The organism is Pseudomonas sp. ESBL9 (assembly GCF_036668715.1).
In the GTDB taxonomy this organism is placed as follows: Bacteria; Pseudomonadota; Gammaproteobacteria; order Pseudomonadales; family Pseudomonadaceae; genus Aquipseudomonas; species Aquipseudomonas lundensis.
Map to the genome: position 1 here is coordinate 1,201,409 of NZ_JAZEVV010000001.1, position 23,248 is coordinate 1,224,656.

The 23,248-nt window shown below is 61.3% G+C and carries 29 protein-coding genes; 3 read left to right on the top strand and 26 right to left on the bottom strand.

What is annotated here, in order from left to right; genetic code table 11:
- Entirely contained in the window at positions 1–402 is a 402-nt protein-coding gene (locus V6F78_RS05135; protein WP_047275764.1) for a type II toxin-antitoxin system MqsA family antitoxin, read from the top strand.
- On the opposite strand, the gene V6F78_RS05140 is transcribed toward V6F78_RS05135, so the two are convergent.
- From V6F78_RS05140 to V6F78_RS05245, 22 genes are all read right to left on the bottom strand, one after another.
- A complete protein-coding gene (locus V6F78_RS05140) occupies positions 399–605 on the bottom strand; it encodes a tail protein X (RefSeq protein WP_169862366.1) in 207 nt (68 codons plus the stop codon). The genes V6F78_RS05135 and V6F78_RS05140 overlap by 4 nt on opposite strands.
- A complete protein-coding gene (locus tag V6F78_RS05145; RefSeq protein ID WP_332726757.1) occupies positions 580–1,425 on the bottom strand; it encodes a phage tail protein in 846 nt (281 codons plus the stop codon). Before V6F78_RS05145 ends, V6F78_RS05140 begins: the two co-directional genes overlap by 26 nt.
- Before the next feature lie 16 nt (positions 1,426–1,441).
- The gene (locus tag V6F78_RS05150) at positions 1,442–4,486 is read right to left on the bottom strand and encodes a phage tail tape measure protein (protein WP_332726758.1); all 3,045 of its coding nucleotides are present in this window, start codon (positions 4,484–4,486) and stop codon (positions 1,442–1,444) included.
- A 148-nt stretch (positions 4,487–4,634) separates the two neighbouring features.
- Complete coding sequence (locus V6F78_RS05155; protein ID WP_332726759.1) at positions 4,635–4,943, bottom strand: phage tail assembly protein; 309 nt, start codon at positions 4,941–4,943, stop codon at positions 4,635–4,637.
- A gap of 11 nt (positions 4,944–4,954) precedes the next feature.
- Positions 4,955–5,458, bottom strand: a complete 504-nt coding sequence (locus tag V6F78_RS05160) for a phage major tail tube protein (protein ID WP_047280276.1) — start codon at positions 5,456–5,458, stop codon at positions 4,955–4,957.
- 12 nt (positions 5,459–5,470) lie between these two features.
- The gene (locus tag V6F78_RS05165) at positions 5,471–6,643 is read right to left on the bottom strand and encodes a phage tail sheath family protein (RefSeq protein WP_332726760.1); all 1,173 of its coding nucleotides are present in this window, start codon (positions 6,641–6,643) and stop codon (positions 5,471–5,473) included.
- A gap of 90 nt (positions 6,644–6,733) precedes the next feature.
- Complete coding sequence (locus V6F78_RS05170) at positions 6,734–7,348, bottom strand: phage tail assembly chaperone (protein ID WP_332726761.1); 615 nt, start codon at positions 7,346–7,348, stop codon at positions 6,734–6,736.
- Positions 7,345–9,528 (bottom strand): phage tail protein, encoded by a 2,184-nt coding sequence (locus V6F78_RS05175; protein ID WP_332726762.1) that lies wholly within the window; start codon positions 9,526–9,528, stop codon positions 7,345–7,347. Before V6F78_RS05175 ends, V6F78_RS05170 begins: the two co-directional genes overlap by 4 nt.
- A complete protein-coding gene (locus V6F78_RS05180; RefSeq protein ID WP_332726763.1) occupies positions 9,525–10,127 on the bottom strand; it encodes a phage tail protein I in 603 nt (200 codons plus the stop codon). Before V6F78_RS05180 ends, V6F78_RS05175 begins: the two co-directional genes overlap by 4 nt.
- Positions 10,124–11,011 carry a baseplate assembly protein gene (locus V6F78_RS05185; RefSeq protein WP_332726764.1) on the bottom strand — a complete coding sequence of 296 codons (888 nt, stop codon included), beginning with the start codon at positions 11,009–11,011 and terminating at the stop codon, positions 10,124–10,126. The genes V6F78_RS05180 and V6F78_RS05185 overlap by 4 nt, the downstream gene beginning before the upstream one ends.
- Positions 11,008–11,334, bottom strand: coding sequence for a GPW/gp25 family protein (locus V6F78_RS05190; protein WP_047275405.1), 327 nt, complete (start codon positions 11,332–11,334; stop codon positions 11,008–11,010). The genes V6F78_RS05185 and V6F78_RS05190 overlap by 4 nt, the downstream gene beginning before the upstream one ends.
- 6 nt (positions 11,335–11,340) lie before the next feature.
- Positions 11,341–11,574, bottom strand: coding sequence for a hypothetical protein (locus V6F78_RS05195; protein WP_257011164.1), 234 nt, complete (start codon positions 11,572–11,574; stop codon positions 11,341–11,343).
- A gap of 57 nt (positions 11,575–11,631) precedes the next feature.
- Positions 11,632–11,901: a hypothetical protein gene (locus tag V6F78_RS05200; protein ID WP_332726765.1), complete on the bottom strand. Its 270-nt coding sequence runs from the start codon at positions 11,899–11,901 to the stop codon at positions 11,632–11,634.
- Between the two features lie 62 nt (positions 11,902–11,963).
- Complete coding sequence (locus tag V6F78_RS05205) at positions 11,964–12,527, bottom strand: phage baseplate assembly protein V (protein WP_332726766.1); 564 nt, start codon at positions 12,525–12,527, stop codon at positions 11,964–11,966.
- Positions 12,524–13,033, bottom strand: coding sequence for a hypothetical protein (locus V6F78_RS05210; RefSeq protein ID WP_332726767.1), 510 nt, complete (start codon positions 13,031–13,033; stop codon positions 12,524–12,526). The genes V6F78_RS05205 and V6F78_RS05210 overlap by 4 nt, the downstream gene beginning before the upstream one ends.
- Positions 13,026–13,691 carry a hypothetical protein gene (locus V6F78_RS05215; RefSeq protein WP_332726768.1) on the bottom strand — a complete coding sequence of 222 codons (666 nt, stop codon included), beginning with the start codon at positions 13,689–13,691 and terminating at the stop codon, positions 13,026–13,028. The genes V6F78_RS05210 and V6F78_RS05215 overlap by 8 nt, the downstream gene beginning before the upstream one ends.
- Positions 13,688–14,008, bottom strand: a complete 321-nt coding sequence (locus V6F78_RS05220; protein ID WP_169836247.1) for a head-tail joining protein — start codon at positions 14,006–14,008, stop codon at positions 13,688–13,690. Before V6F78_RS05220 ends, V6F78_RS05215 begins: the two co-directional genes overlap by 4 nt.
- A 2-nt stretch (positions 14,009–14,010) precedes the next feature.
- On the bottom strand, positions 14,011–15,006 hold the full coding sequence (locus V6F78_RS05225; protein WP_169840317.1) for a major capsid protein: 996 nt from the start codon (positions 15,004–15,006) through the stop codon (positions 14,011–14,013).
- Between the two features lie 63 nt (positions 15,007–15,069).
- A complete protein-coding gene (locus V6F78_RS05230) occupies positions 15,070–15,414 on the bottom strand; it encodes a head decoration protein (RefSeq protein WP_047275417.1) in 345 nt (114 codons plus the stop codon).
- Entirely contained in the window at positions 15,411–16,532 is a 1,122-nt protein-coding gene (locus V6F78_RS05235) for a head maturation protease, ClpP-related (protein WP_332726769.1), read from the bottom strand. Before V6F78_RS05235 ends, V6F78_RS05230 begins: the two co-directional genes overlap by 4 nt.
- The gene (locus V6F78_RS05240; protein WP_047293146.1) at positions 16,529–18,013 is read right to left on the bottom strand and encodes a phage portal protein; all 1,485 of its coding nucleotides are present in this window, start codon (positions 18,011–18,013) and stop codon (positions 16,529–16,531) included. The genes V6F78_RS05235 and V6F78_RS05240 overlap by 4 nt, the downstream gene beginning before the upstream one ends.
- Positions 18,014–18,220, bottom strand: a complete 207-nt coding sequence (locus V6F78_RS05245; protein WP_047275423.1) for a phage head-tail joining protein — start codon at positions 18,218–18,220, stop codon at positions 18,014–18,016.
- A gap of 135 nt (positions 18,221–18,355) precedes the next feature.
- On the opposite strand from V6F78_RS05245, the gene V6F78_RS05250 reads away from it, so the two are divergent.
- Complete coding sequence (locus V6F78_RS05250) at positions 18,356–18,799, top strand: hypothetical protein (RefSeq protein ID WP_332726770.1); 444 nt, start codon at positions 18,356–18,358, stop codon at positions 18,797–18,799.
- A gap of 2 nt (positions 18,800–18,801) precedes the next feature.
- On the opposite strand, the gene V6F78_RS05255 is transcribed toward V6F78_RS05250, so the two are convergent.
- From V6F78_RS05255 to V6F78_RS05265, 3 genes are all read right to left on the bottom strand, one after another.
- Entirely contained in the window at positions 18,802–20,811 is a 2,010-nt protein-coding gene (locus V6F78_RS05255; RefSeq protein WP_332726771.1) for a phage terminase large subunit family protein, read from the bottom strand.
- A 3-nt stretch (positions 20,812–20,814) separates the two neighbouring features.
- Complete coding sequence (locus V6F78_RS05260) at positions 20,815–21,423, bottom strand: terminase small subunit (RefSeq protein ID WP_332726772.1); 609 nt, start codon at positions 21,421–21,423, stop codon at positions 20,815–20,817.
- A gap of 209 nt (positions 21,424–21,632) precedes the next feature.
- The gene (locus V6F78_RS05265; RefSeq protein ID WP_169964887.1) at positions 21,633–21,986 is read right to left on the bottom strand and encodes a hypothetical protein; all 354 of its coding nucleotides are present in this window, start codon (positions 21,984–21,986) and stop codon (positions 21,633–21,635) included.
- 135 nt (positions 21,987–22,121) lie between these two features.
- On the opposite strand from V6F78_RS05265, the gene V6F78_RS05270 reads away from it, so the two are divergent.
- Entirely contained in the window at positions 22,122–22,376 is a 255-nt protein-coding gene (locus tag V6F78_RS05270) for a hypothetical protein (RefSeq protein WP_332726773.1), read from the top strand.
- An 86-nt stretch (positions 22,377–22,462) separates the two neighbouring features.
- Here the strand turns inward: V6F78_RS05270 and V6F78_RS05275 are convergent, their stop codons facing one another.
- Positions 22,463–22,810 carry a phage holin family protein gene (locus tag V6F78_RS05275; RefSeq protein WP_169872821.1) on the bottom strand — a complete coding sequence of 116 codons (348 nt, stop codon included), beginning with the start codon at positions 22,808–22,810 and terminating at the stop codon, positions 22,463–22,465.
- Between the last annotated feature and the right edge of the window lie 438 nt (positions 22,811–23,248).

The window sequence follows — 23,248 nt, forward strand, 5'->3', positions numbered from 1 at the left end:
ATGAAATGTCCATCTTGCGTCTCGGCAGAGCTGGTGCATGACACCCGCGACGTGCCTTACACCTACAAGAACGAGTCCACTGTGATCCCTTCGGTCACCGGCGAATTCTGCCCGGCCTGTGGTGAAACCGTACTGGATGCCAGCGAATCCACCCGCGTCAGTGCTGCAATGCTGGCCTTCAACAAACAAGTGAATGCTTCGATTGTTGATCCAGGCTTCATCACAACTGTGCGTAAAAAACTAGACCTGGACCAGCGTGAAGCGGCCGAGATTTTCGGCGGTGGCGTGAATGCGTTTTCCCGTTATGAGAACGGCAAAACCAAACCACCACTGGCACTGGTGAAATTACTGAAACTGCTCGATCACCATCCCGAGCTGCTGAATGAAGTGCGTTTAGGCTAACCCCACAACATCACCACCTCATCACTCGGCGCAGGCAAATCAGGCAGGTGAATCACCAGCCCGGCCCTAAACGGCTGCACCTCTTCGGCCAGCCCCTGGTTGGCATCGAGCACGGCCTCGACCGAGCCATTGAGGTGGCCGTAGTAGTTCTGGCAAATGGTGTCGAGCACGTCGCCGCTAGCCGTTCTGCAGGTCGTCGCCATAGCGCACAAACTCCAAGGTAAAGCCCTGTTTACGCGGGATACCACCTTGTAGCAGGGCACTCTGTTCTTCTTCGATGTTTTTCAAACACCAGTTGCCCAGCACCTCGCCGTAGCCGGTGGTCAGGCCCAGCGGTTGAAGCTGGGCACCGATGCTGCGCAGGGTGTCGAGTTGTTTGATGCCGCCTTTGAACCCGCCAAAAATCGCACCCGTGAGGGTGATGCGTTCTTCGCCCATGCCCACGGCTTGCTGCGCCGGGCGACGGTTCAGGCGCTCTTGTGAAGCCCAGCGGTATTCGCTGGAGCGCTTGAGTTCGTCGAAGGCGGCGGTGTCCAGGTTGAAGTAGAACGGTGTCGATCCGGGCTTGAGCGGTTGCATGATCAGCAGGTGCGGGAATGGCTTCACCGCCTCGGCGGCCGGGGTCGCGTCTGCGCCCAGCGCGCCGGTCGGCACGATGTTGGCCAGCGACGGGCTGACTTTGCCTGCGATTTTGTTGATCGCGGTCGCCGCCTTACCCGCTTGCTCTTTGAGTACGCCGAGGCGTTCCTCAATTTGCGAGGCCGCCCGGGTGGCTTTGTTGTAGGTGGCCACCACCGCGCCGACCTTGGCCTGCGCGGCGTTGACCCCACGCATCAGCCGTTGCACCTTGGCCCCGACCGCAGGACCAATGAACGGCAAGTCGCTCAGTTCGGAGGCGGCGCCGCTGATTTCTCCAATGGCGCCGTTCACCGGCCCAAGCATGCCGTCCAGGCTACGACGTCCGGTTTCCCCGGCCGCAGTCAGGTACTTCAACCCCGACTGCAGTTGTTCCATGTAGGCCATGGCTTGCCCCTTCTGTTTAAAGATGCGGTTGGTCGTACAGATTCCGGCTCGACATCTGCTGGTTGATTTGCTCGATCTGCCGTTGCAGGTGCGGCTGTAACTCCCGAGCCAGTGCGGCCGGGTCTTTTACGTCGCCTTGCACGGTGATGGACAGCGCCGCATTGACGTCGATCTTCTGATCGATCTTCGGCGGTTCGACCTTGAGCACCGGTTCTGCTTTGGGCGGCATGGCCAGCGGCCCGGCAGGTGCCGTGGCGGCGAACGAGCGCACCACGTCGCCCATGTTCACCGCCCCGGGCAGCTCGCGTGATGCGCTGGCACCGAGTGAGCCCTCAGGCGGCAGCGACTTGGGCCGTACCAGGTCCGCCCCCGGGAAGCGCGGTTTGTTAGCAAAGTGCGGTAACAGGAACGGGGTTTTCGAGTCCGGATCAGCCGGGTCATACGACACCGGTTTGACCACCGGCGCCGGTGATGCTGTCGGCGGCGGCAACGAATCCGGGCGCACCAGGTCCGCCCCGGGGAAGCGCGGCTTGTTGGCAAAGTGCGGCAACAGGAACGGGGCTTTCGAGTCCGGATCAGCCGGGTCGTATGACACCGGCTTGACCACTGGAGCCAGTGGCTCGCCTGCCGCTTTGGCTTCGGGCTTCGGCGGTTCAGCGGGCTTTTCATCGTCCGACCCGAACCATGATTTACCGAGGCTGCCCCCGATGGATTCCCCGCCCATGCTGCCGAGGATGCCGCCGATCAAGCCACCGACCGCCGTGCCCAAAATCGGTACCACGGAACCGATGGCCGCACCGGCCGCAGCCCCTGCCAGCGCACCGGCCATGTTGCCCGCAGCGGCGCCGTAGCCTTCGGCCTTTTCGTCCTTGGTTTCGGCGTTCTGGTAGGTGTCGATGGCACGCATGCCGCCTTCCAGCAACGACGCCCCGGGGAGCAATTTGCCGACTTTACCCACCTTGCCGGCCAGCCCCATGACCCGGCCAAGACGCCCCGGCGGTGCTGGTGGTGGAACAGGTGGCACGGGCGGACGCGGCGGCCTAGGCCCACCACCACCACCACCACCACCACCACCACCACCACCACCCGCACGGCGGCGGCCGTTGCGATTGCCACCGCCGCGACGTCGACCGCCACGACCACCGGCACCGCCTCCACCACCGCCACTCATGGCGGCGGCGTTGACCACAAACACCTTTTGCGGCCCCGTGTCTTCGCCGCCGTCTTCGTCGTTTTTCGCTTCGCGGAACACGTCGAGCAGTTTCAGGCCGGTATCAATCGGGTCAAAGCCTTTACTCTCGCCGCCTTCCTCGCTGTCCCCGTCATCGTCCTTTTTGCCACCGAAGGCCTTCAGGCCGATCTCCGCGAGGGCCAGCACTTTGGAGCCCTTGCCGTCTTCCTTGTCGTCATCACCAGCGTTGGTGACAAAGACCTTTTGCACGCCCTTGGCATCGCGGCCGCCCATGGCGCCGCGTGCGAGGTTGAACAGGCCCTTGCCGATCTTGAACGAGCCCAGCAGCCCTTGCAGGGTCAGCGCTCCACCGGCCAACACCGTCAGCCCCATGGCCAACCCGGGCGTGCGGTCGCTGAGCGAGGTAATACCCTTGGCCACACTGGTCAGCCCTTCGGCCACGCCGTCGGTGATCGGCCGGATCGCATCGCCCACCGAGCGCATGGCGTCGTCCATCGACTGGGCCATTTCCTTCCATTTTTGCGACGAGGTTTCGCGGCGCTCCGCCAGGTTCTTGTCGAGGATGCCGCTGGCTTCGCGCGATTCGCGCTTGAGCTGGCCGTACAGCTCCTTGTTTTGCATGTAGGCCGTAAGCGCGGCCTTGACTTGCATGTCGGAAAAGATGTCGCCGGTGCGCAAGGCCTGCTCCAGTGACGCGAGCATGGCCTTGGCTTTTTCCGGGTTCGATTCCTTGCTGATCTGCGCCGTGGCTTCGGCCATCTTGGCGGCGCGTTTGGGGTCGGTTTGCTCGATGTACTTCTTGGCCAGTGCCATGCTCGACTCAAGCGTCGACATGCCCTGTTGAATGCCGGTTTGCATGGAAGCTTCGTAATCGATCCCGGCCTTGCCGTAAGCATCCACGGTCTGCGATGAACTGATCTTGTCCATCCAGTTTTTGAGGTTGTTGGCCGCCTCGTCGGAGCTGCCCGCCGTTTTCATCTGGACTTGCAGCATGGCCCCCAACTGGGTCACGGCGTCCATGCCCGTGATGCCCAGCTTGCCCATGTTGGCCAGCAGTTCGGGAAACCACTTGGCCATGTCGCTGGCCTCAAAACTGCCCGCCTGCCCTTGAAACGCAATGGCTTCCAGCGCCTGCTGCATTTCCTGGGCGCTGGTGATCTTGGCGTTCTGGCCAAGGGCGTTGATCATCTTGGCGGTTTCGCCGCCGTCCGAGCCCTGCCCGATCACGAACTTGGCCGCCACCGGCGCGTACTCCATGGCCTTGGCCAGGTCCATACCGGCACCCACCAGCTCGTTGACCACGGTGGCCACCTCGTTACGGGCCATGCCGGTGTCACGCGAGGTGTCGATGATGGTGCGCGACATCTGCTTTTCTTCGGGGGCATTGGCGATGCCCGCCTTGATCGCGATGTCGCGGATGATGGCGTTGTAATCGGCGCTGACTTTGGTCGGCACCGCCAGTGCTGCCGCCCCCACGGCTGCCCGGCCAACCGTGCTTTTGACACTGGCCCGGCCTTCGTTGATTTGTGCATGGCCCTTGGCTTTCAGATCCGCCTGCCGCGCAGTACGGCCGAGCATTTGATAGGCCCGGTCGAGTCGCCCGACCTCGATCCCCTGCTTGCGCAAACTGTCGAGGTTGGCATTGAGTTTGGTCAGCAGCGTGGACGCACCCGCCGCACCGCTGTCGTGGGCCTTTTTCCATTCGTTGCGCAGGCGGATGGTGTCACCGATCTGGCGTTGCATGACCCGGGCCTTGGCCCCGGTCGCTTCCAGCTTCTTGATCCGGCTATCAACGTCCTTGAACGCTGAGCCCACGGAGGAACTGACCGCCCCGCCGATCACCAGCCCGAGCGCGAGTTTGTTTGCCATCTGTTCGCCCTGCCCTGTGGTTGCGCGTCAGGCGGCTCAATCCGTGAGCCACCAGACCATTTCCGAAAACGGCATGGCCATGATCTCGGCGGCGGAAAAGCTCGTTTCCGCTGCCAAGCGCTTGGCCAGTTGTTTCAGGGTTTGGGGGTTACAGTTCGCTTTCTTCGACCATACGAAAATAGCCATCTTGCACGCGGCTGTAATCCACCACCTTAAGCCCCTCCAGATCGCCGGGCGGGATTTCGGTCAGGCTGGAGAACAGTTGCAATTCGCGCTTTTCAGCATCGCCGCCCGAGACCGCGCCCGCTGCCCGCACATCGCGAACGGTCGGCGCGCGCATGACCACCTTGTCGGTTTTGACATGGTTGAGTTCAGTCGGGTAACGCAGGGTGATGGTGACGCCTTCGTCAGTCAGGGTGAGCCAAGACGGGATTTTCTTTTCAGTGTTGGTAGTCATGCGGGAATTCCTTAAAGGCCCAGGGCGCTGCGTACATCTGCCATTTGGTCGACGCCATCAATTACGCGCACGCAATTGACCATGTCGATTTCGTACATCACACGACCGTCCACTTCCAACTTGTAATATTGGAGGGCCATCGCGTACTTGTTCTCGGCCTTATCGCCGGGTTTCCAGTCGCCCATGTCCAGTTCTTTGAGCATGCCGCGCATCGTCGCGATCACGGGGGTGACCTTGCCACCCAGACCTTTAAAAGCTCCGCGAAACACGGCATTGCAGCTGGTCTGATCAGCAAGACCGAAGTACTTCATGGATTCGCGGCGGACGCCGGTCGTGACGAAACTGGACTCCAATTTCTCCAGCCCCATGTCCATCTCAATCTCGCCACCCATGCCGCCGCCCCGGAACGAGTCGGTTTTAACGGTCAACTTGGGCAGGGTCACGGACGGCACATCACCGGAAAAACTGATCCCGCCCAAAAACAGGTTGGTATCAAAAAGCACTTGAGGAATCATTGAGCGGCCTCCTTAGGCGGCGGTGTCCACGACTTCAGTCAGACCCTGATTGGTCACTTGAACGAGGAAGTTCGGGTTCTCGGCAGGCGGGACGTCCGTGAAGCGGATGTTCCAGTAAATTTTGCCCTGCTCCAGCTGGCTGGCCGTGTTCATCTCAGGGTCCGCATACACCTCGAAGTACAGCACCGCGCCGAGGTTTTTCAGATCCCGCATGAACGCATCCAGACCATCTGTAACGTTCTTTACGTAGGTCTTGTTGATCGGAAGATCGACCGCCCATTTATGTCCGGCCTGAATCGCGTCCATCACGATGTCGACGGTGCGCACCCGTGTCACAAACGACCATTTCGAATCAGATGACAGCGTACGGTTGCCCCACAGCCGGTAGCCGCCGTCGCGAATGATGGTGGCAATATTGGCGTTGTTGAGCAGGTTGGCGCGGCAGGTTTCATCACCTTCCAGAAACTCAATTGGGCGTGTGGTGCCGGTGATGCCGACAAATTCCTTGTTCGATGGCGAGGCCCAGAAGCCATACTCGGTGTCGGTCCAGGCGAACAGGCCAGCGGTGAACGCAGAGGCCGGGGCGTCAATGGTTTTGCTGGTGACCATGTCCCACTGCTGCACGCCCGGATCAACCATGTAGATGCGCTTGCTGCCGAATTCCTGCGCGTAGGCCAGCACCGCCTCGTCGGTGGTGTTGGGGCCGTCGACGATGGCGATGGCGCGCAACTTGCCCGCCAGTGCATCCATGGCCGTAGCCACCGCTTGCGTGGCGGAATGCTTGGGCGCGATCAACAGCCGCGGCTGGGCGTTGAAGCGGCTTTTGCCGTCGAGCAAGGCTTGCAGGCCGGTACGCTGGCCCGAGGCCAAAACACCGCCGATGATGGCCGAGGTTTGCAGCGCTTCGTCTTCCAACTTGGCCACGCCGCACGCGACGATCACGGCCTTGGCTTTCAAGAACACCGCCTTGGCCGCACGGGTAATGGCCGAGTCTTCACCAAACGCGGCGATGGCTTCGCGCTCGCTGGTCAGCAGTACCAGGTCATTGGGTTTGGCCGATGCGGCCGGGCTGACGGTGTAGGTGTCGCAAAGGCCGATGATCGAGGTCGACGGCAGCGCAATGGTGCGCGCGCCGGTGTCGACCAGCGTTACGGTAACGCCGTGAAAACGGCTGGCTGTGCTCATACAGGTACTCTCCAGAAACAACAAAGCCCCGCAGGGCGGGGCTTGTGTGGGTCAAACGATGGATACAAAAACGCCCCGGGGTGCGGGGCGTCAGGCAAAGTAGTCAGCCAGCCAGTCCGGCTCGACCGGGCGCCGGGTGGCGTCCGGAAACGCCTCGGATTCGGGCCAGTCGCGCAGGTCCATGCGAAAGCCTTGCAACGCCCGGTATTGATCGGCGCCAAGCGTGGTCGGCCGACCGGCTTCGGTTTCATCCCGATGGCGAACGATCAGCGTGTCGGTACTCAGCAGCAGCCGGTCACGCCATTGGCGCTGTCCGGCGGCTTGCTGGGCAGGGCTGGGTGGCGGCCGGTCAACCAGACACGGCACACCGTCCTCGTCCAGGGCCACGACCTTGCCTGCCGCCGACGCGTGGGACAGTTCCAGGTACAACGCCTCGCTCAGTTCCAGCAGCTCGTGCTCAGGCGGCAGTTTACAGCCCGGGTTGGGCACGCTGATCAAGGGCGGTATGGCGTCCGGATCGGGCATTTCAATGTTCGGCGCCGACGCACTGAGGTTGTCGGCATCTGGTGACCAGTCCGGGTCCGGCACGTACACCACAGGCGGCGTCCACTCGGGATCGACCACGTCGATGCGACGTGGACCAAACACCGAATCACAGTAGAAATTCAACTGCGTGCGGTGCAGGTAATAGGTGTCAGTCTTCAATCTCCCCACGCCTCCCAATAACACGGCCCTACGCCGTCGTTGCCGTTAACCAGTGTAAACCCTTGTCGGGTCACGTCTTTGACGCCGTAGTTACCCACCGCGCTGGGCTTCATCTCGGCTTTTTGTATGAAGTCGACGCCGAACACTTCGTTAGGGAAGGTCATCGGCAGCGACACCGCCACGGCCGAATCCTGCCCGACACTGTTGGTCACCCCCCACATACGCATCAGCCCGGTGTCAGCGCATCGCCACCAGCCCGTGGCGCCCATGCTGCCGGTACTCTTAGGGGCATTGCCCGAGTGCCACACGGTGTAGGCATTGGCGCCCATCGAGAGCCCGCCGACCTTGAACTGGTTGTCCGTGTCCAGGCCAAAGTAGGCCCCAAAAATCCCTTTGCGGTGAAACAGCATCACCGCCGAGGCCGCGCTGTTGGCCTCGTTATGCACTTCCAGCGAGCCGGTTTCGCTGGTCATGGACGCGATATACGGCGAATTCCCAGAACCGCAATGCAGGTTGGAACCGCTGGCCAACGACTGGTTGACCTTGAGGTACTGCGCAGGCGGGTACTTGGACACGTCCCACAACGCGCCGCGTCCGTTGAACACGTCGCCGGTGGCAAAGTCGGCCGAAAAGATCTCTTTCGACTCACTGCCGTAATAGCCGATGTAGCGCAGACGCTGTCGGTAGACGTTCAGCGAGCCGACGCCCTCTTCAGACTTGAAGCTCATCGAAGGGCTGCTGGTGGTCAGGCCCGCAAGGGTCAGCGGGCCGGTCATGGTGTCGCCGGTGTTGCGCACGCGCTTGGCCAGTTCTTCGTTGATGGCCGTGGCGAAGTTCGGGTTATTGCCCAGCGCGGCCGCCAGTTCGTTGAGCGTGTTCAGCGCTTCCGGGGAGGAACCCACCAGCGCGGTAATCGCGTTCTCGACCAGCTGGGCCGTCTGGGTTTTGGTGTAGGCGTCCCCGATGCGGTAGCCCGCCAGCGTGGTCGCGTTGTCGGCCTTGGTCGCCAGTGCGGCCGTGACCGCTGCCGCGTCCGCTTTGGACGCCGGGTTGAAATTGCCGGTGTTCCAGAACGTCGACGGCGGATAGGTGACCACGTCCCACAAGGCGCCGCGAGCGTTGGCCACGTTCCCGCTGTTGAAGTCCAGCGAGAACAGTTGTTTGGATTGCGACCCGTAATAGCCGATGTAGCGCAACACGCCTTTGTTCAGGCTGAACCCGCCAATACCGGAGGCATCGCGAAAGCTGAGCGAGGGCGATACATCAGTGCCATTGCCGAGGGTCAGGCCCCCGGACATCTCATCGCCTTCGCGGGACACTTTGCGCGACAAGGCATTGATGATGGTGTTGGCAAAGTTTGGATCACCGCCCAAGGCGTCGGCCAGTTCTTTCAAGGTGTCCAGCGCACCCGGCGCGCCGCTGATCAGCGAGGCAACCAGCGCCTGAACGAAAGCCGTGTTGGCCAACTGCTGACTGTTGCTGGTCAGCGGCGCCGTGGGCGCTTTCGGGGTGCCGGTCAGCACCGGGCTGTCGAGCGCCGCTTTCACCTGCAGCAAGTCATTGACTTGCGTTTTGGTGTAAGCGTCCTTGATTCCGTTATCGGCCAGTGTCTCGGGGTTGCTGCCCTCGATCACCACGCCGCGTTTGTCGATCAGCACCTTGGTGTAACTGCCGGGCTTGCGCGTCGGCGGCAACACTTCAATGATGCGGTCGTCCACGTACTGCCGGGTCGCCAGTACCACGCTCGGGTCGATTTTGAGCGTGACGTTGGCGGCGCTGCTGACGATGAAGTTAATGCGCACCACTTGGGTCTTGCCGGAGCCCTGTGCCAGCTCCGGTTTAAAGCTGGGCGCACAGTTGGCCACCGCCACCAGATCGCCGTCCGCGTCGTACAGGCCGATTTCACGAATCCACCAGCCGCCGACGTTTTCCGGGATCACCTGCTCGGCAATGATCACGTTGGTGTTTTTCGGGTCGATCTTGACCTGATTCAGCGGCGCGCGGCGGCGCTCGTTGATCAGCTTGGTTTGCGCCCGGTTGGGCTGCGGGTCGGCACCGTTGGCATCGCCCACGCCCATTTGAGAGAACGTCCACGGGATGTTCATTGCGTCGGCGTTGGCCTGCTTGGCCTCGCCCACGGCCGTGAGGATCGCCATAAACTGGCTGCTTTGATCAATCATGAGTACACGTCCAGGTATTCGGTTTGATGTTCGCGGCCCGCCGGGCCGTAATGCCCCGTGACCTCGATGTCGCGCGGTGCCGGTGGGTACACGTCGATCACCTCGCCCTCGTACAGGCAGGAAAAGACGTTGAGGTGGCCGGTGCTTTCAAGGCTGATCACCAGTTCGGTCAGCGTGCGGCTGAGCGGTTTGGCGTCATCGATCAGGGCTGTCAGCTCGCGGTACATTTCCTCGGTGATGCCGGTATCCAGCACCCCGACCTTGAGCCCGAACGTGCCCGGCACGCCCAACGGCACGGTCTGCCACCACTCGATCACTTCCAGCAGATAGCCCAGCGGCTCCACCACCCGGCGCAGCGCGCCGATGGTGCCCTTGTGGGCATGGATGAAGAACGCCGATTCAATGGCCGCGCGCTTTACCTGCTCGCTCCAGCGGTTGTCCCAGCGGTCCACCGACCACGCCCACGCCAACTGGTGCAGCAAGTGCGCCGGGCAGGTTTTCGCGTTGTACAAGGTGCGAATCGGAATCGCCGGGTTGTGATCAATCGCCGCTTCGATACCCCGCTCTAACTGTGTGCTGTTGAGCGGAAGCAGGCTCACACGGCACCGCCTTGGGTCACGCTGTAGCCTATGCAGTATGCGGCTTGGTGCCTGGCCCGGGGGATGTCGACCCAGCCAGGTAAGTCCACGCGGCTGACGCCGGTGATGTGCAGTTGCGCATCAATGGCCGAGCGGGAGATTTCCACGCCAAGGCGCCGACGCGGGTTGATCCAGGCCGCGAGGCGCCGGGTGGCTTCGGCCAGAATCGCTTCGTTCTCCGAGCCGGTCCCGGCCATGTGCAGCACCGCGTCAATGCGATATTCCTGCACCTCGGCGCTTTGCACCGTGACCCGATCCCCGACCGGGCGAATGTCTTCGTCGCTGAGGTGAGCCAGCACCTTGTCTAGCAGCGGCTGGTTGGCCACGCCGTTGCCCTCAAGATGCAACACGGTAACCACCACGTGGGCCGGGCTCGGGCTTTCGGCCTGCGCGTCAGCCACCAGCGCCGAGGCGTTGCGCGCGTGCAGGATGTAGCTGTTGCGCGGCCCGGCCGTGGTCAGGCCCTCGTACACCAGTTGGATACGCTCGCGTAATGCGTCGTCCAGTTCCATCACCTGCGGCACCGGCGGCACGCTTTGCAGATCGGCTTCCTGAATCACCAACCGTTTAAGCCGCACGTTGGCGGCGAGGTGATCGAGGTCGGTGCGCTGGGCGTAGGCCAACAGCAGTGACTTGGACGCATCGTTGATCCGCGCCCGGATCTGCAGCCGCCGATACGCGCCCAGCTCCAGCAGCTTGACCACCGGGTCGCTCTCCAACGCCGCGTTCCAGTTGTCGCCCATATAGCTGCGAAACACCGCCAGTTCTTCCTGATAGGCGTCTTCAAAGTCCAGCGACTCCAGCACCTCCGGGGTCGGCAATGCCGACAGGTCCACGGTACTCATGCGCTCACCTCCATTGCTACGCCCTCGCCCCGGTACAGGCCCTTGAGTTCAAAAGTGATCACGCCATCGAGCACCGCCGACACCCGCACCGACTGCAGCTTGAAACGCGGCTCCCACAGGTTCAACGCGTGGGCAACCTCGGCCTGTACCGCGCTTTTCCAGCCCGCGTTGATCGGCATGTCGACGAACCGGCGCAACTGGCAGCCATACGCCGGGCGCATGCGCCGACTGCCCACCGGGGTGGTGAGGATGTCGGCAATGGATTGGCGCAAATGCTCGACGCCGGAAAGGGCCGCGCCGGTGTGGCGATCCATTCCGATCATCGCGGGTTACTCCGTCAGGCGTTCAAAATCCGGGTGGCTGTTGAGGTACTGAAACTGCTGATCGTCGACCGCCGTGGCACGGCCTTTGGCGACCGGAAGCGTGGCACCGCTGGGCAGGATCAAAGTGCGCGAGGTGTAAACCTTGTCTCGAAAGACACGGGCCAACTCAACGTCAGGGGTGTTCTTTTGAAGATCAGGCACAACAACAGCGCCTGCTTTATCGTCAGATGTCTTGGCCATGCGTTTCTCCTGGCATAAAAAAACCCGCACTGAGCGGGTGGTGTGAAATGTGAGCGACTAACGGCCCTGTGCTTTCTCAAGCTCTGCGGCCAGAGCCTTCGCTATCTCGCCAGAAGGCCCTTGCGCCGTCACTGTCACGTTAAAAACTGTCTGAGCTTGCTCTGACTTCTTTACATATTCACCCGAACTCAGAACGCAACAGAGAGCCTGCGCTATTACCTTTTTGTCCGTTGGGCTATCCAGCAAGCGTTGCCAAAACGTCATCATCCGATAACGATCAAACTCACGATCAAGCTGACCTTTAACCATCCGAACAATCTCTAGCATGTCCATCTCTGGCATAGGTCGATGGTCCACCGACGTATCATTTTTCTTTAGTCACAAAAGCCTCAATGTTTATGGTTCGGCGTGTTGCCACCGGTGTCGATGATTTTACCGAGACCGTTGACATCGCCTGTGACCAGAAGGGTGCCGTCGATTTTGACCTGCCCGATCAAGTCGATGGCACCCGCTGTTACCTTAACGGCGCTTTCAGTGACCACCGCCGAACTGCCACCGACCGCGATGGTCACTGTGCCGCTGGGCAAGGTGATGCTGTAGCTCTTGGCCTTCCAGTCGTAGACCAGCGAGCCGCCATCATCAAACCGCCACACCTCGACGTGGTCGCGGTTGTCCGGGGGGGCCCCGGCGTCGCCATACAAGCCCGGCACAAAGGTGCCCATGCCTGCCTGTCCGCTGGGGTTAAACAGCACGCCTTGCTCACCCAAACTCGGTGCGCGCCAATGCCGGGCCTTGCCCGCCGCCACGCTATGCCAGCGCACCCAGGCGCTGGTCCAGTCGCCGGTGGAGACCCTGCAGGCTGGAGGGGATGCGGCCAAATCCACCGCGACCACGTAGCAAGGAATCAACAGAGCCGCGATCATGCGGTCGTGTTCAGCACTCGCGTAGCTCATGCCAGATCCTCGGGGGCGACGTGGTCTTCGTCGTTGACGCTGATCAGCAAGGTGCCCGGCGGTTCATCAGGCCATGGCCATTCTTGTTCACCGAGGTAAACGGTCTGGGTCCACTCGACCAACCACACGGTGTAACCGTCCAGTTCCGGCCGGGTCCAGTCCTGACTCGACCGCTGAAACTCGGCCGGTTCAACCGGCAAACCCCACGACTGTGCACGCAGCAGCACCGCCAGTTGGGTGGCCAGGTGCACGGCTTGCGGGTAGTGATCGGCGCGGATCACGTCGACAATCACCCGCGCTTCAAAGGTGAAGGTCAGCGTGGTTTCACCGGTGCCGATATCGGTACCGGGCTCGATCTCGGCGATGTCGAGAAACACCGCCGGGAGCGGGATGTGCTGCTGGATGTCCGGCCAGAAGCTGACCAGTTGCACGCCCGGCAAGTGCTGCTGGAGGTGCTGCTCGATAGCCTGATACAGCTGGTCGAGGCTAAACGGCTGCTCAGGCACGGCGTGTCCCCTTCAAATATTTTTGCAGTTCGAAGTTCATCTCTTGTTTGAGGACGTGCATCAAGCGTTCGTCGGCCTTGCGGCTCCAGGCGTCGAAGTGGGGGCGCACGGCGTCCAGTGAGATTTTGGCTTTAGCCAACGGGAAGCGGTCACTGTTTTCACCGACGAAACCGGAGCTGGCCCCGGTACGGGATGAGACCTCGCTATCAGGGTAATCAGCCGGGTCGAAGTGCTTGCTCGCGGTGCGAATCCACACGTCAGCCTGATTACCGTACACCTTCTTATAGAAGGCGCCCTGATAACGCCGCCCCGCCACCGACACGCCCGCCTTGGTCTGACGGGCGCGCCCTGCCCGGCTGGCTTCCAGCGGGTTGATGCCGAACCAGAGTTTGCCGCGCATTTCACTGCCTTTCACCGGGTAAGTGATCAAACGCTGCCGCACGGCTCTCACTGCAATTTTTTCTTGCTTACCTACATTACTGGCGATTTTTCCGCGCAACCAACCGAGCGTTTTGTTGATCGCCCGTCGCTGAGCGACGGCGGCAGCCTTGGGCACCAGGATGGCCAAGTCTGCAAACGCTTTCAGATCCTCAGCCGAGGCCTGGATGTGCAGCATGCCGCTGTTTTTTTTGACTTCACTGAAACTGCCGATGCTCATGGGCGTTTCCTCAAGATCAGCGACACCAGCCCGTCGCCGCTGGGCTCCAGTTGCAACAGGTCGTAATCGCCGCCACCGTCCAGCACAGGCAGGTCGATGGTGACTTTCAACCCTTTGCTCAGCCCGTCGGAGTCCGCCACCCGCACCACAAAGTGCGGCTCACGAATGGCCGTGTTGAGACGCCCGATCTGCGGCTGTTTCCACGGTGCCGAGAACATGCCCAGCACCGGCTCGGCGCGGCCTTCGATGTGGCCGGTGTCGGCCAGCACGTCGAAGATCACGCTGTCGATGTCGGCCACCAGATCGCGGATGCCCACGCTTACAGCTCCAGCAGGATCTGCGCGCGCGGCCGGGTGCAGATGTGCAGCGGGTTGGACTGCGCTTCGCCGGCCATGCCTTTGTTGAACGGCATCGGCTCGATCTTGCTGTAGTACGGGATGCCCTGGGTGTTGACCGTTTCCATGTAGTCGGCCGGGGCGAAGGCCGAGATGTACAGATCGGGCACGCCTTCGGGAACGAGCAGAGCTTTGTCATCGTGGACAAAAGGCTGGCCAGCAATGCGACCCCGGTAGCGTTCCCATGTGATGCCACCGAACTCAAAACTTTCACGCGCATCACCGCGCAAGGCAGCAGCTTGTTGGGTGTTGAGATAGGTTTTTTCGACATCATCATGGGTGACGAGCGCTTCCCAGAAAGTTTTGCCACAAAACGCTCGCGAACCGCTGGTAGTGGTACTGCCCAAGGCAACCTCTTGCAGATCAAGTGCCTTGAGGCATTGAACGCGCAATTTGGTACCAGCGTTGTTGAAACCCATTTTTAGCGTTTGTTTGTCCACCCCAAAGCGCTGATACAGATCGAGCAACACGGTCTTGCCGTCAGCGTCCAGAATTTGTCCATTCAACGCGCCCATGCGCTGGAATTCGTGAGTCACGTCCAACTGGCGACGCGCCTTGAGCAAGCGCGCATTGACAACGTCCTGCACGGCCTGCAATTCGCTGCGGGTACCAAAAGCGCGGATGCCCTGAATCTCATCGGCCTTGATGGTGAAGCGTTCCGGCAGGTGCACGGTGTTGAACGGGATCAGCGTACGTTTGCTGGCACCGACGATCAGGCCCGAGGTGCCACGCTCACCAGCCGGGACCAGGGCCAGGGTGTCACCGTCCTTTTCGATCTGTACGGTCAGGGTAGTGATGCCCTCTTCCTGAAACAGGCCAAGGCTGCTCAGGCGGCCGGGCTGGTACGGTTGTTCGTTGATGGCAGCGGTCAGCGACGAAACAGAAAACGCATCGTCTTCAAAGATGGCGATGTCGGCCATGGGGGACTCTCCAGAATGTAAAAACCCCGCTCGTTGGCGGGGTGCAGTAAAGAGATGGTCGGCTTAGCGCACGATCACAAAGTGTTCAGCCAGCGACTTTTCGCCCTCGGGGTCGAGGCCGGTCAGGTGCGCTTCGCTGACTTCGGCTAGGCGCACCACCGCACGGCCACGACGCACGATGTCGGACTCGCCCAGCGGGCCATACAGTATGGCGACGGCGGTCTGGCTTCCGTCTTCGGCAGTAGGCACGTACGGCGCGAATTCACCCGACGCGGTCACCAGCCCCAGTACCTGGCCGGGGTTCAGGGCCGGGCCAGCGGCCACGTTGATGGCTTCGCGGGAGATGTTGCCCGCGCCTTCGGAGAGCAGGAACTCGCCCGCGTGCATCGGCTCATGTTTGATGGTCATGCTTTTACCCCTGTCTGGGCGGCGCGACGGGCCGCGTAGATCGCGTTGGTGTCAGGTTGTTTGGCCTGGGTTTTCGGCGCCGGGTCGTCGTTGATCGGCAGGCTGTTGTCGATCTCAAACCCGCCGCCACTGACCAATTTGTCGAACAGGCGACCGCGTACCGCTTCGGCGGGCAGCCCGGACGCCACGAACTGCTGGGTGAACTCCTGCAGCCGCGCCGCCACGCACAGGTCGCGCACGGCTTTGGCGTTGGTGATGGCGGCGTTGACCGTGGCTTCGTCGGCCAGCTTGGTGGTGTTGATGATGGGTTCGATCAGGTTGCTGATCCCGGCGGCGTTGCAGCTCTGGGTGATCAACAAGGCCAATGCGGCCGAGTCAACGATGGGCGGCTTTTCGGGGTCTGGTTCAGGCTCCGGTTCTGGCGGCTGCTCTGGCGGTTCCTCCAACTGAGCCAACAAGGCTTGCGGCGCATGCTGATAACGCTGCAATGCGCCGCCCTGGCCCAGACAAGCTTTGACGGTGACGCCCTCGCCCACTTCGTCGGCCAGCCCCAAGGCCACCGCTTCACTTGCGGTGAGCCAGGTTTCGGCATTGACCAAACGCCGCAGCTCCACTTCGTCGATGTTGGGCGACTTGGCCTTGTAGGCGGCGATGATCACTTCCAGCGCCTGATCCAACGCGGTGGCGACCTTGCGCAGATCCTCGGCATCGCCAGCCGCGTAGGTCCACGGGTTGTGGATCATCAGCATCGCGTTGCTTGCGATCACCACCTTGTGCGCCCCGCACACCGCGACACTGGCCGCGCTGGCTGCCAGCGCATCAACCCGCCCGGTGCAGCGCTCGCCTAACCGCGACAGGGCGTTGTGAATGGCCAACCCGTCGAACAGGTCGCCGCCGATGCTGTTGAACGCCACCACAATCGGCGACACGCCGTCGTCCATGGCTGCCAGATCGCGCACAAACTGGTTGGCGGTGATGCCCCAGGTACCGATCTCGCCATAGACGTAGACCTCAATGCTGCGGGCTTCGGCCTCGCCGCTGGCCTTGAGGCTGTACCAGTGTTTGTCCTGCGGCAACGGCAGGTCACTAGCCTTGTTGAAAATGCGTAGCCTGTTCATGGCGTCTCCTTGTCGGCCGGTTCGGTGGGCAGCTCGACGAGCGTTTTGTAATTGAGGCCCAGTTCGCGGGCGCGTTTTTGGTCAGCGGCGTTTTCTTCGTCGACGGTTTCGGCGTCGTAGCCCTGACGCAGGACCATTTCGCTGCGGGAGTTGAAGCCCGCGTTGACTTCCATCATTCGCGCCTGAATGTCTTGCACCGGCTGGATGTAGGCCCAGCCTTGCGGCACCCAACGGGTGCGCAGGTATTCACGGCGCCGTTGCGCGTAGTCGACCAGTGTCAGACGACCGGCGAGCACGGCCATGTCCAGCCACGCCGCGCGCACCGGGCGGCACAGTTGGTGCACGTACACGCCAAATTGCAGTTGCTCCAGACGGCGCCGGAACTCGTTGAGCACCACCCGCAACGCCCGGTCATTAACCTCGCGCATGTCGCCGGTTAGAATTTCGTACGGCGTGCCGGTCCCGGCGGCTGCGGCCATCAGTTGTTGGCGCATAAAGTCCGGGTAGTTGTTGCCCGCATCCGGCGGTTTGGAGAACTCCACCTCTTCGCCCGGCCCCAGTTCCTGCATGGTGCCCGGTTCCAGCGCGACCATCGGGGTGAAGCCGTCGCGGTCTTCGGTCAGCGGCAAGCCGGTGACCGGGTCGCGCGGTTGTTGCGTGGCTTCGGGCGGTGGCCGCGAGATAAAACCGGCAAACAGGTTGGCCACTTCCTGACGGAACAAAACCGCGTCGTCGTAGTTGTCGAGGCTGCGCAGGCGCTTAAGCACTGGGGCCAAACGCGGCACACCGCGCAACTGGCCCGGCTCGACCGGTTCGAAGATATGCAGCACTTGTTCGGCAGGGACGCGCACCAGTTGGTTGTAACCAGCGTTGAGCGACGAGGCGTCACGCGGGTGGACGCGGTACATATGATAGGCCACGCGCTGGTGGGCCGGGTTGAACTCGATCCCGGCGCGGATGCTGTTGCCGTTTTTGCACGGTTCGAATTTGTCGTGCGGCACAAACTCCGGGGCCAGCACCTGGAGCTGCAATGGCACCGCCAAATCCTCGTCCAAGCCGCGAGGCCGCAAGCGCACGAAACACTCACCGGCCGTTTCCACGGTACGGGCGATCAACGCCTGCTGGCCGTAGAAGTCGGTCAGGCCATCGGCGTCAGACTCGTCGACCCAGTCATCCCACAGGTCTTGCTGCAACTTGCGCAGGGCATCGTCTTCGGTTTTGGGACGCGGGGTGATGCCGGTGCCGATCAGGTTGCTGACGCGTTTGTCGATGACGTTGAACGCATACGGATCGTTGCGCACCGCCGAGCGCGAACGGGCGCGCAGGTTGCGCAAGGCCGGGGTGTTGAGGCTGTTGATGCCGATATCCGGCGCCTCCCAACTGGCCGAGCGCCTGCCCTCACCGGCCCCCTCGTAACTGGCTTTGATCCGCTCGGGCAACAGAAACCCGTTGCGGGTCAGGGTTGGATACTGGCGCGCCATTTAAAGCCCCTTGCCTGCGTGATACAGCCGGATCACCCGCGAGCGCGGCCCCGTGGCGGCGACCAGCGAACTGCGGATTTGATCGCGCGCCTTGAGCAGCTCATCGACCGTGCGGTATTCCACGGTGCGGTCGGCGTAGCGCACGGTTTTCTCGCCACGCGCGATGGCCGACTCAACGGCGTCGAGGTGCTTTTGGGTAAAGGACATAGGGGGTGCTCTTGGGTTGAGGTGACGCGGGGTGGTATCTGGGGCAAAGTAGGGCCGGATTGGCTGAACCGGCTACGATTCAGTCACTGTTTTGACTTTCTCGCGCTCAGCACTTATGGATCGGAGTCCTGTGACATGTCAGTTTCCAATATCGATAATTTCAACAACCTGACTGGCAAAATTTTTGATGATCTGTATACGCACTTTCCAATGCCCTGTGACTTGATCGCAGCCAAGCTCATGCCCCCGGCCACCACCCCGGAAGGCAATGATGATTGCCTGCTGAAATTGCCCGACAATGACGTGCAATTCTTTCTGGCGAGCGTCCGCTGGTTGATCGGTTCCGGTTTTCTGAACGGCGAAGTTACTCCCTCGGGTCAGGTGACAGGGGCAGTGCTGACGATCAAAGGGTTTGAGGCACTAAAAGCCATGCCGCACTGCCTCACCCATGGTCACTCCATCCGTGAGCGGATTGCAGAAACCATGAAAGAAGGCAGTAAGGAGACCCTAAAAAGCCTGGTCGCCGAAGAGATCGCCATCGGCGCCAAGCTCATTACCCCCGTGATCGAGATCCTTTAATTTCAACGGCGCTTCAAGTAGCCACTGCTGGAGCTGCGACGTTGTGGGGGGCGTGCGACCGGCTGCGGCTGAGCGGCCACAGGTGGGGCCGTTTCAACCGGTGATTGCACGGGCTTTGTGGGTGTTGCAACGGGCGCGGCAAGGCGTTCGGCCTGTACCGGTTTTTCATCGAACAACCCGGCCTGCGCTAGGGCTTGGCGGATGCGCTCCCAGTCGTGTTCCTTGTAGCGGTTCAGGCCCAGGTAATGCGCCATGGCCAGGTTGTACACCATCAGGTCGAGGGCTTCGTTGCGCTCGGCTTTGCCCTTCACCCACTCGATGCGCTTGTGGCCGCGCACGTAGCGCGCCACCTTGCGCTCGGCCACGCACTGGTCGAAGAACTCGTCCGGCAAGTCGTTGGCAAAGTGCAAGGCGCCCGGCCCGTCTTCAAACGGGTAGCGGTTGTAGATCCAGTCCTTGGCGGTGTCGGTACCGACGAACCACAGCTCAGCGCCGTTGCGTTCGGTCTGGCCTTTCCAGGTTACATCGACCATCGACGGGCGTTGTGCGATCACCGGTTTGCCCGGCTTGCTCGCGCCCTTGATGGCGAAGATGTTGCGCCACCGGCGCACGCGGCAAAACTGGTAGACCTCGTCGGTGTGGTGACCACCGGAGTCGACAGCGGTGGCCAAGATGCCAAGGCCCACGCCGCACGGATGTGGGTAGCGCACCTTGAGTTTGTCATCGAGCACGGCCCAGGTACGGTCGTCTGCCGGGTCGCCCCAGATGATCTGGAAGTCGATCACCCAGCGCTCCATACCCACGCCCCAACCCATCACCATCAGTTCCAGGCGGTTGGCCTGCACGTCGACCGAGGCAGTGAGCATCAGCACGCGGTGGACCATGGCGCCGAGGCCGAACGGTTCAAGGCGTGCGCGGTCTCTCAATACCGTGGCTTTGGTTTGTTCCTGGGCGCTGTCCCAGACCTTGGCCAGACGGGTGTTGTAGAACACCTGCATAGGCTCCAGGTCACCCCGGTTCTGCGCCTTCTTAGCTTTTTCAAACTGCTTGGCCAGCGACGGCCAGTCCATCCAACCCAGCGGGGAATACAGGGCGTTGAGGTGAAAGCCGATGGTTTCGCCGTCACCCTGCGCGTGGGAGCGCCATTCGCCATGAGCCAGCATCAGGCCCTTGTGGTGTTCTTCGATCAGTACGTCGCAGTCCGGCCCGGCGCATTGGTAATGGACCACGCGGTAATCGGCCGAGTAGTGCAGGTTTTCCCACTCCAGCACCTGCATGTGGCCGCAGTGCGGGCATGGCACGTAGTAGTAACGCTGGTCGCTGGTTTCAAACAGATCAGCAATACGCGATGCACCCTTGATCGTGGGCGAGCTGGAGAAGTAAAACTTGGCGTTTCGGCCGAAGGTACTGCCCCGGGTTTCGGCCAGCTCGATGGGGTCGCCCTCTTCGCCCACGTCGACATCCCAGCGGTCGATCTCATCGCCGTAGATGTAGCGCGCCGACAGCTCGGCCAAGTTGGCCGCAGAACCGGCGGTGGTGACGTACAGCGAGCCGCCTTCGAACTCTTTGGTGTCCATGGTGTTGCGCGAGTCACGCGAACGGGTCGCCGCCACGCGCTCGCGCAGCACCGGCGTGGCCTTGATGGTCTTGCCGATCCGTGACGAGACCCGCTTGGCCAGGCTCAGGCTGGGCAGCAGGGTCAGGATGTTGGACGGCACCATGTGGATCAGGCCGCCGATCCAGTTCAGCGCGATCTGGGTTTTCATTAACTGCGAGGCCACCATGGTGACCACGCGTTTGCAGGGGTGAGCCGGTGACAGGCAGCGCATGGGCTCGCGTGCATAGGGCGTGCGCGAGGTGCGGTACTGGCCGGGCTCGGCGGCGCCGGTGTCACGCGGGATGCGCATGTATTCGTCGGCCCACTGGTCGACCCACAGCGACGGGTCAGGCCGTAGCCCACGGAAATACGCCTCGCGGTACACCTCTGCACCGTTCGGGATTTCCGTGTGCATGGGTTAACTCTTGTGGTTGAGGGCGTGAACCAGGTCAGCCGAGGACATGCGCTCGGCGTCTTCCAGCGAAGCGCGGATCGCAGCGGTAAGGCGGCGTTCGATTTCCCACGGGTCGGTCATGGCGGCTAACTCGGGGGCCAGTTGTGGCGGCATGCCCAGCAGTTGATCGCGCAGCAAACGGCCCGCGTTGAAGGCGCCGGTTTTCACGGCTTCCAGCTCGACCTGCGAGCCCTGCACCTTGTGGAATTCCGCCTCGGCCAACTGCGCCAGGTAGTACTCGCGATGGGCTCGGGCCTTTTGGAAGTCAGGTTGCTTACCGGCCGGGCCGATGGCGGGCTGCGGCGCAGCCATGCTCGGCGTGGATTCGACCAGCGGGGACAACTGGCTGGTCACGTCGCGCTGCACCCGATCCGCTTGATGCCGGGCCGTGACGGCGGCTTTGCTGGGGTCGGCCGTCTCGCGAATCAGCGCGATGGTGGCGTAGACGTTAACCAGCTTTTCATCCGCTGACAGCACCAGTCGGTTGTTCTTTCGAAGCCAGGTGATGTAACTCGGCGCCTTGCCGATGTGAGCCGCAAAGGCGCTCTTCGACAGAAAGATGGGGTCTGTCACAAGCCCTCCTTTTCAACGGCTTTTCAATGCAAGCCTTTCAATTTCAATGGATTGAATTTCAATAAGCTGCCAGCCCAGCGGCTAACGATTTCCCGCGGGTTTCCTGCCCCGTACCCGTGGAAAATGCCCAGGGTCCCCGGCAGGATTTGAACACGGGGGGATTATTACGAGCGATCCGATGGGGTGGTAACGTCACAAACGCCGTCGTTTTAAGCACCTATCAGCAACGCGACTGCTACACAACCGCTTGATAGAACACCAACAGCCATGCCAACCGAGAACGGCCAAGCAGGTGCAGGATTAGTCTTGAACTCAGCGAGCCGGGCGGGGGCGGGCAGCGCAACACATGATTCAACCCGATCAATTGGCTGTACGCCATAGCCCAATGTCGGCTCACGCAACAGGTCGGACTGGACAACAAAACCACGATCAGACGAACGAGCTACGATTTCTCCGTCTTTTTCCAATGCCAGCTCACACCCAAAATACTTGAAGGTGTCAGCCTCAACGCAAAGGGGTAAAGGGCGGTCAGGAAGATATACAGTCAGCGTGGACTTGCTCATTAGCTCACCTTTGCAGGTATAAGGACCTGCCAGGATGGCAAGTCGCTGGATTGGCACTACAGAGAAATGATCGGCCTCGATAACCAGGTCGGCCAAGGAATTACCCAACACTCTTAACTGGAAAGGACATTCAGAATGTTGTTAGACATCTATAGTGATCAGGAACTTGAGAAAATTCTGATCGTTGAAAAAAACAAGAGCATCAAAGATATCTCGATCACCGATGTTAATTTCCTAAAAGGCTTAAGCCATCAGCGCTCAGTCGATAGTGAACACGACAAGCTGCCAACCGGCATTGATAAGGACGACGTAGTAAAACGGATAAATGAACAGGGCTATTACGCCGGCACTTCCACGGTAACTCTTCGCGAAATAGATATTCCAAGCTAAAAGCGTATCGGAACCAAGCAACCCACCATGCTCCGTAGGCCGGCGCCTACACCTACCTACGGAGCAGTCAGCACATCATTTTGTCGTTACTGTCCACGCTCACTATCCTTTGCAGTTAGGTCACAAACACCCAACCGCTTTGCAACCCAGCGCTCATAAAGCCCGATGGCCACATCCGCGCCGGCCATGGCTGTGAGGCAGCCCAGTGCCGAAGACGCCCAGAGTGAAACGCCGTTGACGTGAAGCAGCATCATCGTCGACAACCCGCACACGACGCAGGCACCGGAGCGCAAGACCAAGCGCCGCACCAGTGACCAGCCTCGCGCCCCGTCCTTGTCCGCCCGCCACATCTCGCCGGACACCCCGCCGATCATGGAGAGGACGATCAGTAGCCAGATCGGCATATCAGCTAACGCTTGTTGCTCTGTTGTCATCGCCTGCCCCATAAACGCAAAAACCCGGCGCAAGGGCCGGGTTTAGTGGTGGGTGCCTGCCGCTCTCTGCGGTCGCACCTATCGAAGATGACTACTTTTTACAGGTGGATTCTCATGGCAGCAAGCCGCTTTTAATGCCACCGGTGAATAAGTGGGTTACGCGGGTGAACGCCCGATGAATGTCGGCGAATACATCACCCCGGCTAGCGCTTTTGGGGTCTGTCTGCCCTGCCCCACTGTTCAGGTTAAAGGTGGGACAAGGGAGAACGCCTAAATCAAAGACTGTGCCCCACTGTCCTACTTCTTTTACTTTTTTCTCGTGTAGAGAGAGGTTTATAAAAACACGCGTGCGCGTGACACGCGCGTATGTCTGCCCGCTGCGCTCACATGGGCGGGAGGCACTTTTAAGCGGGACGGTGGGACAGCCCGTCAACGACG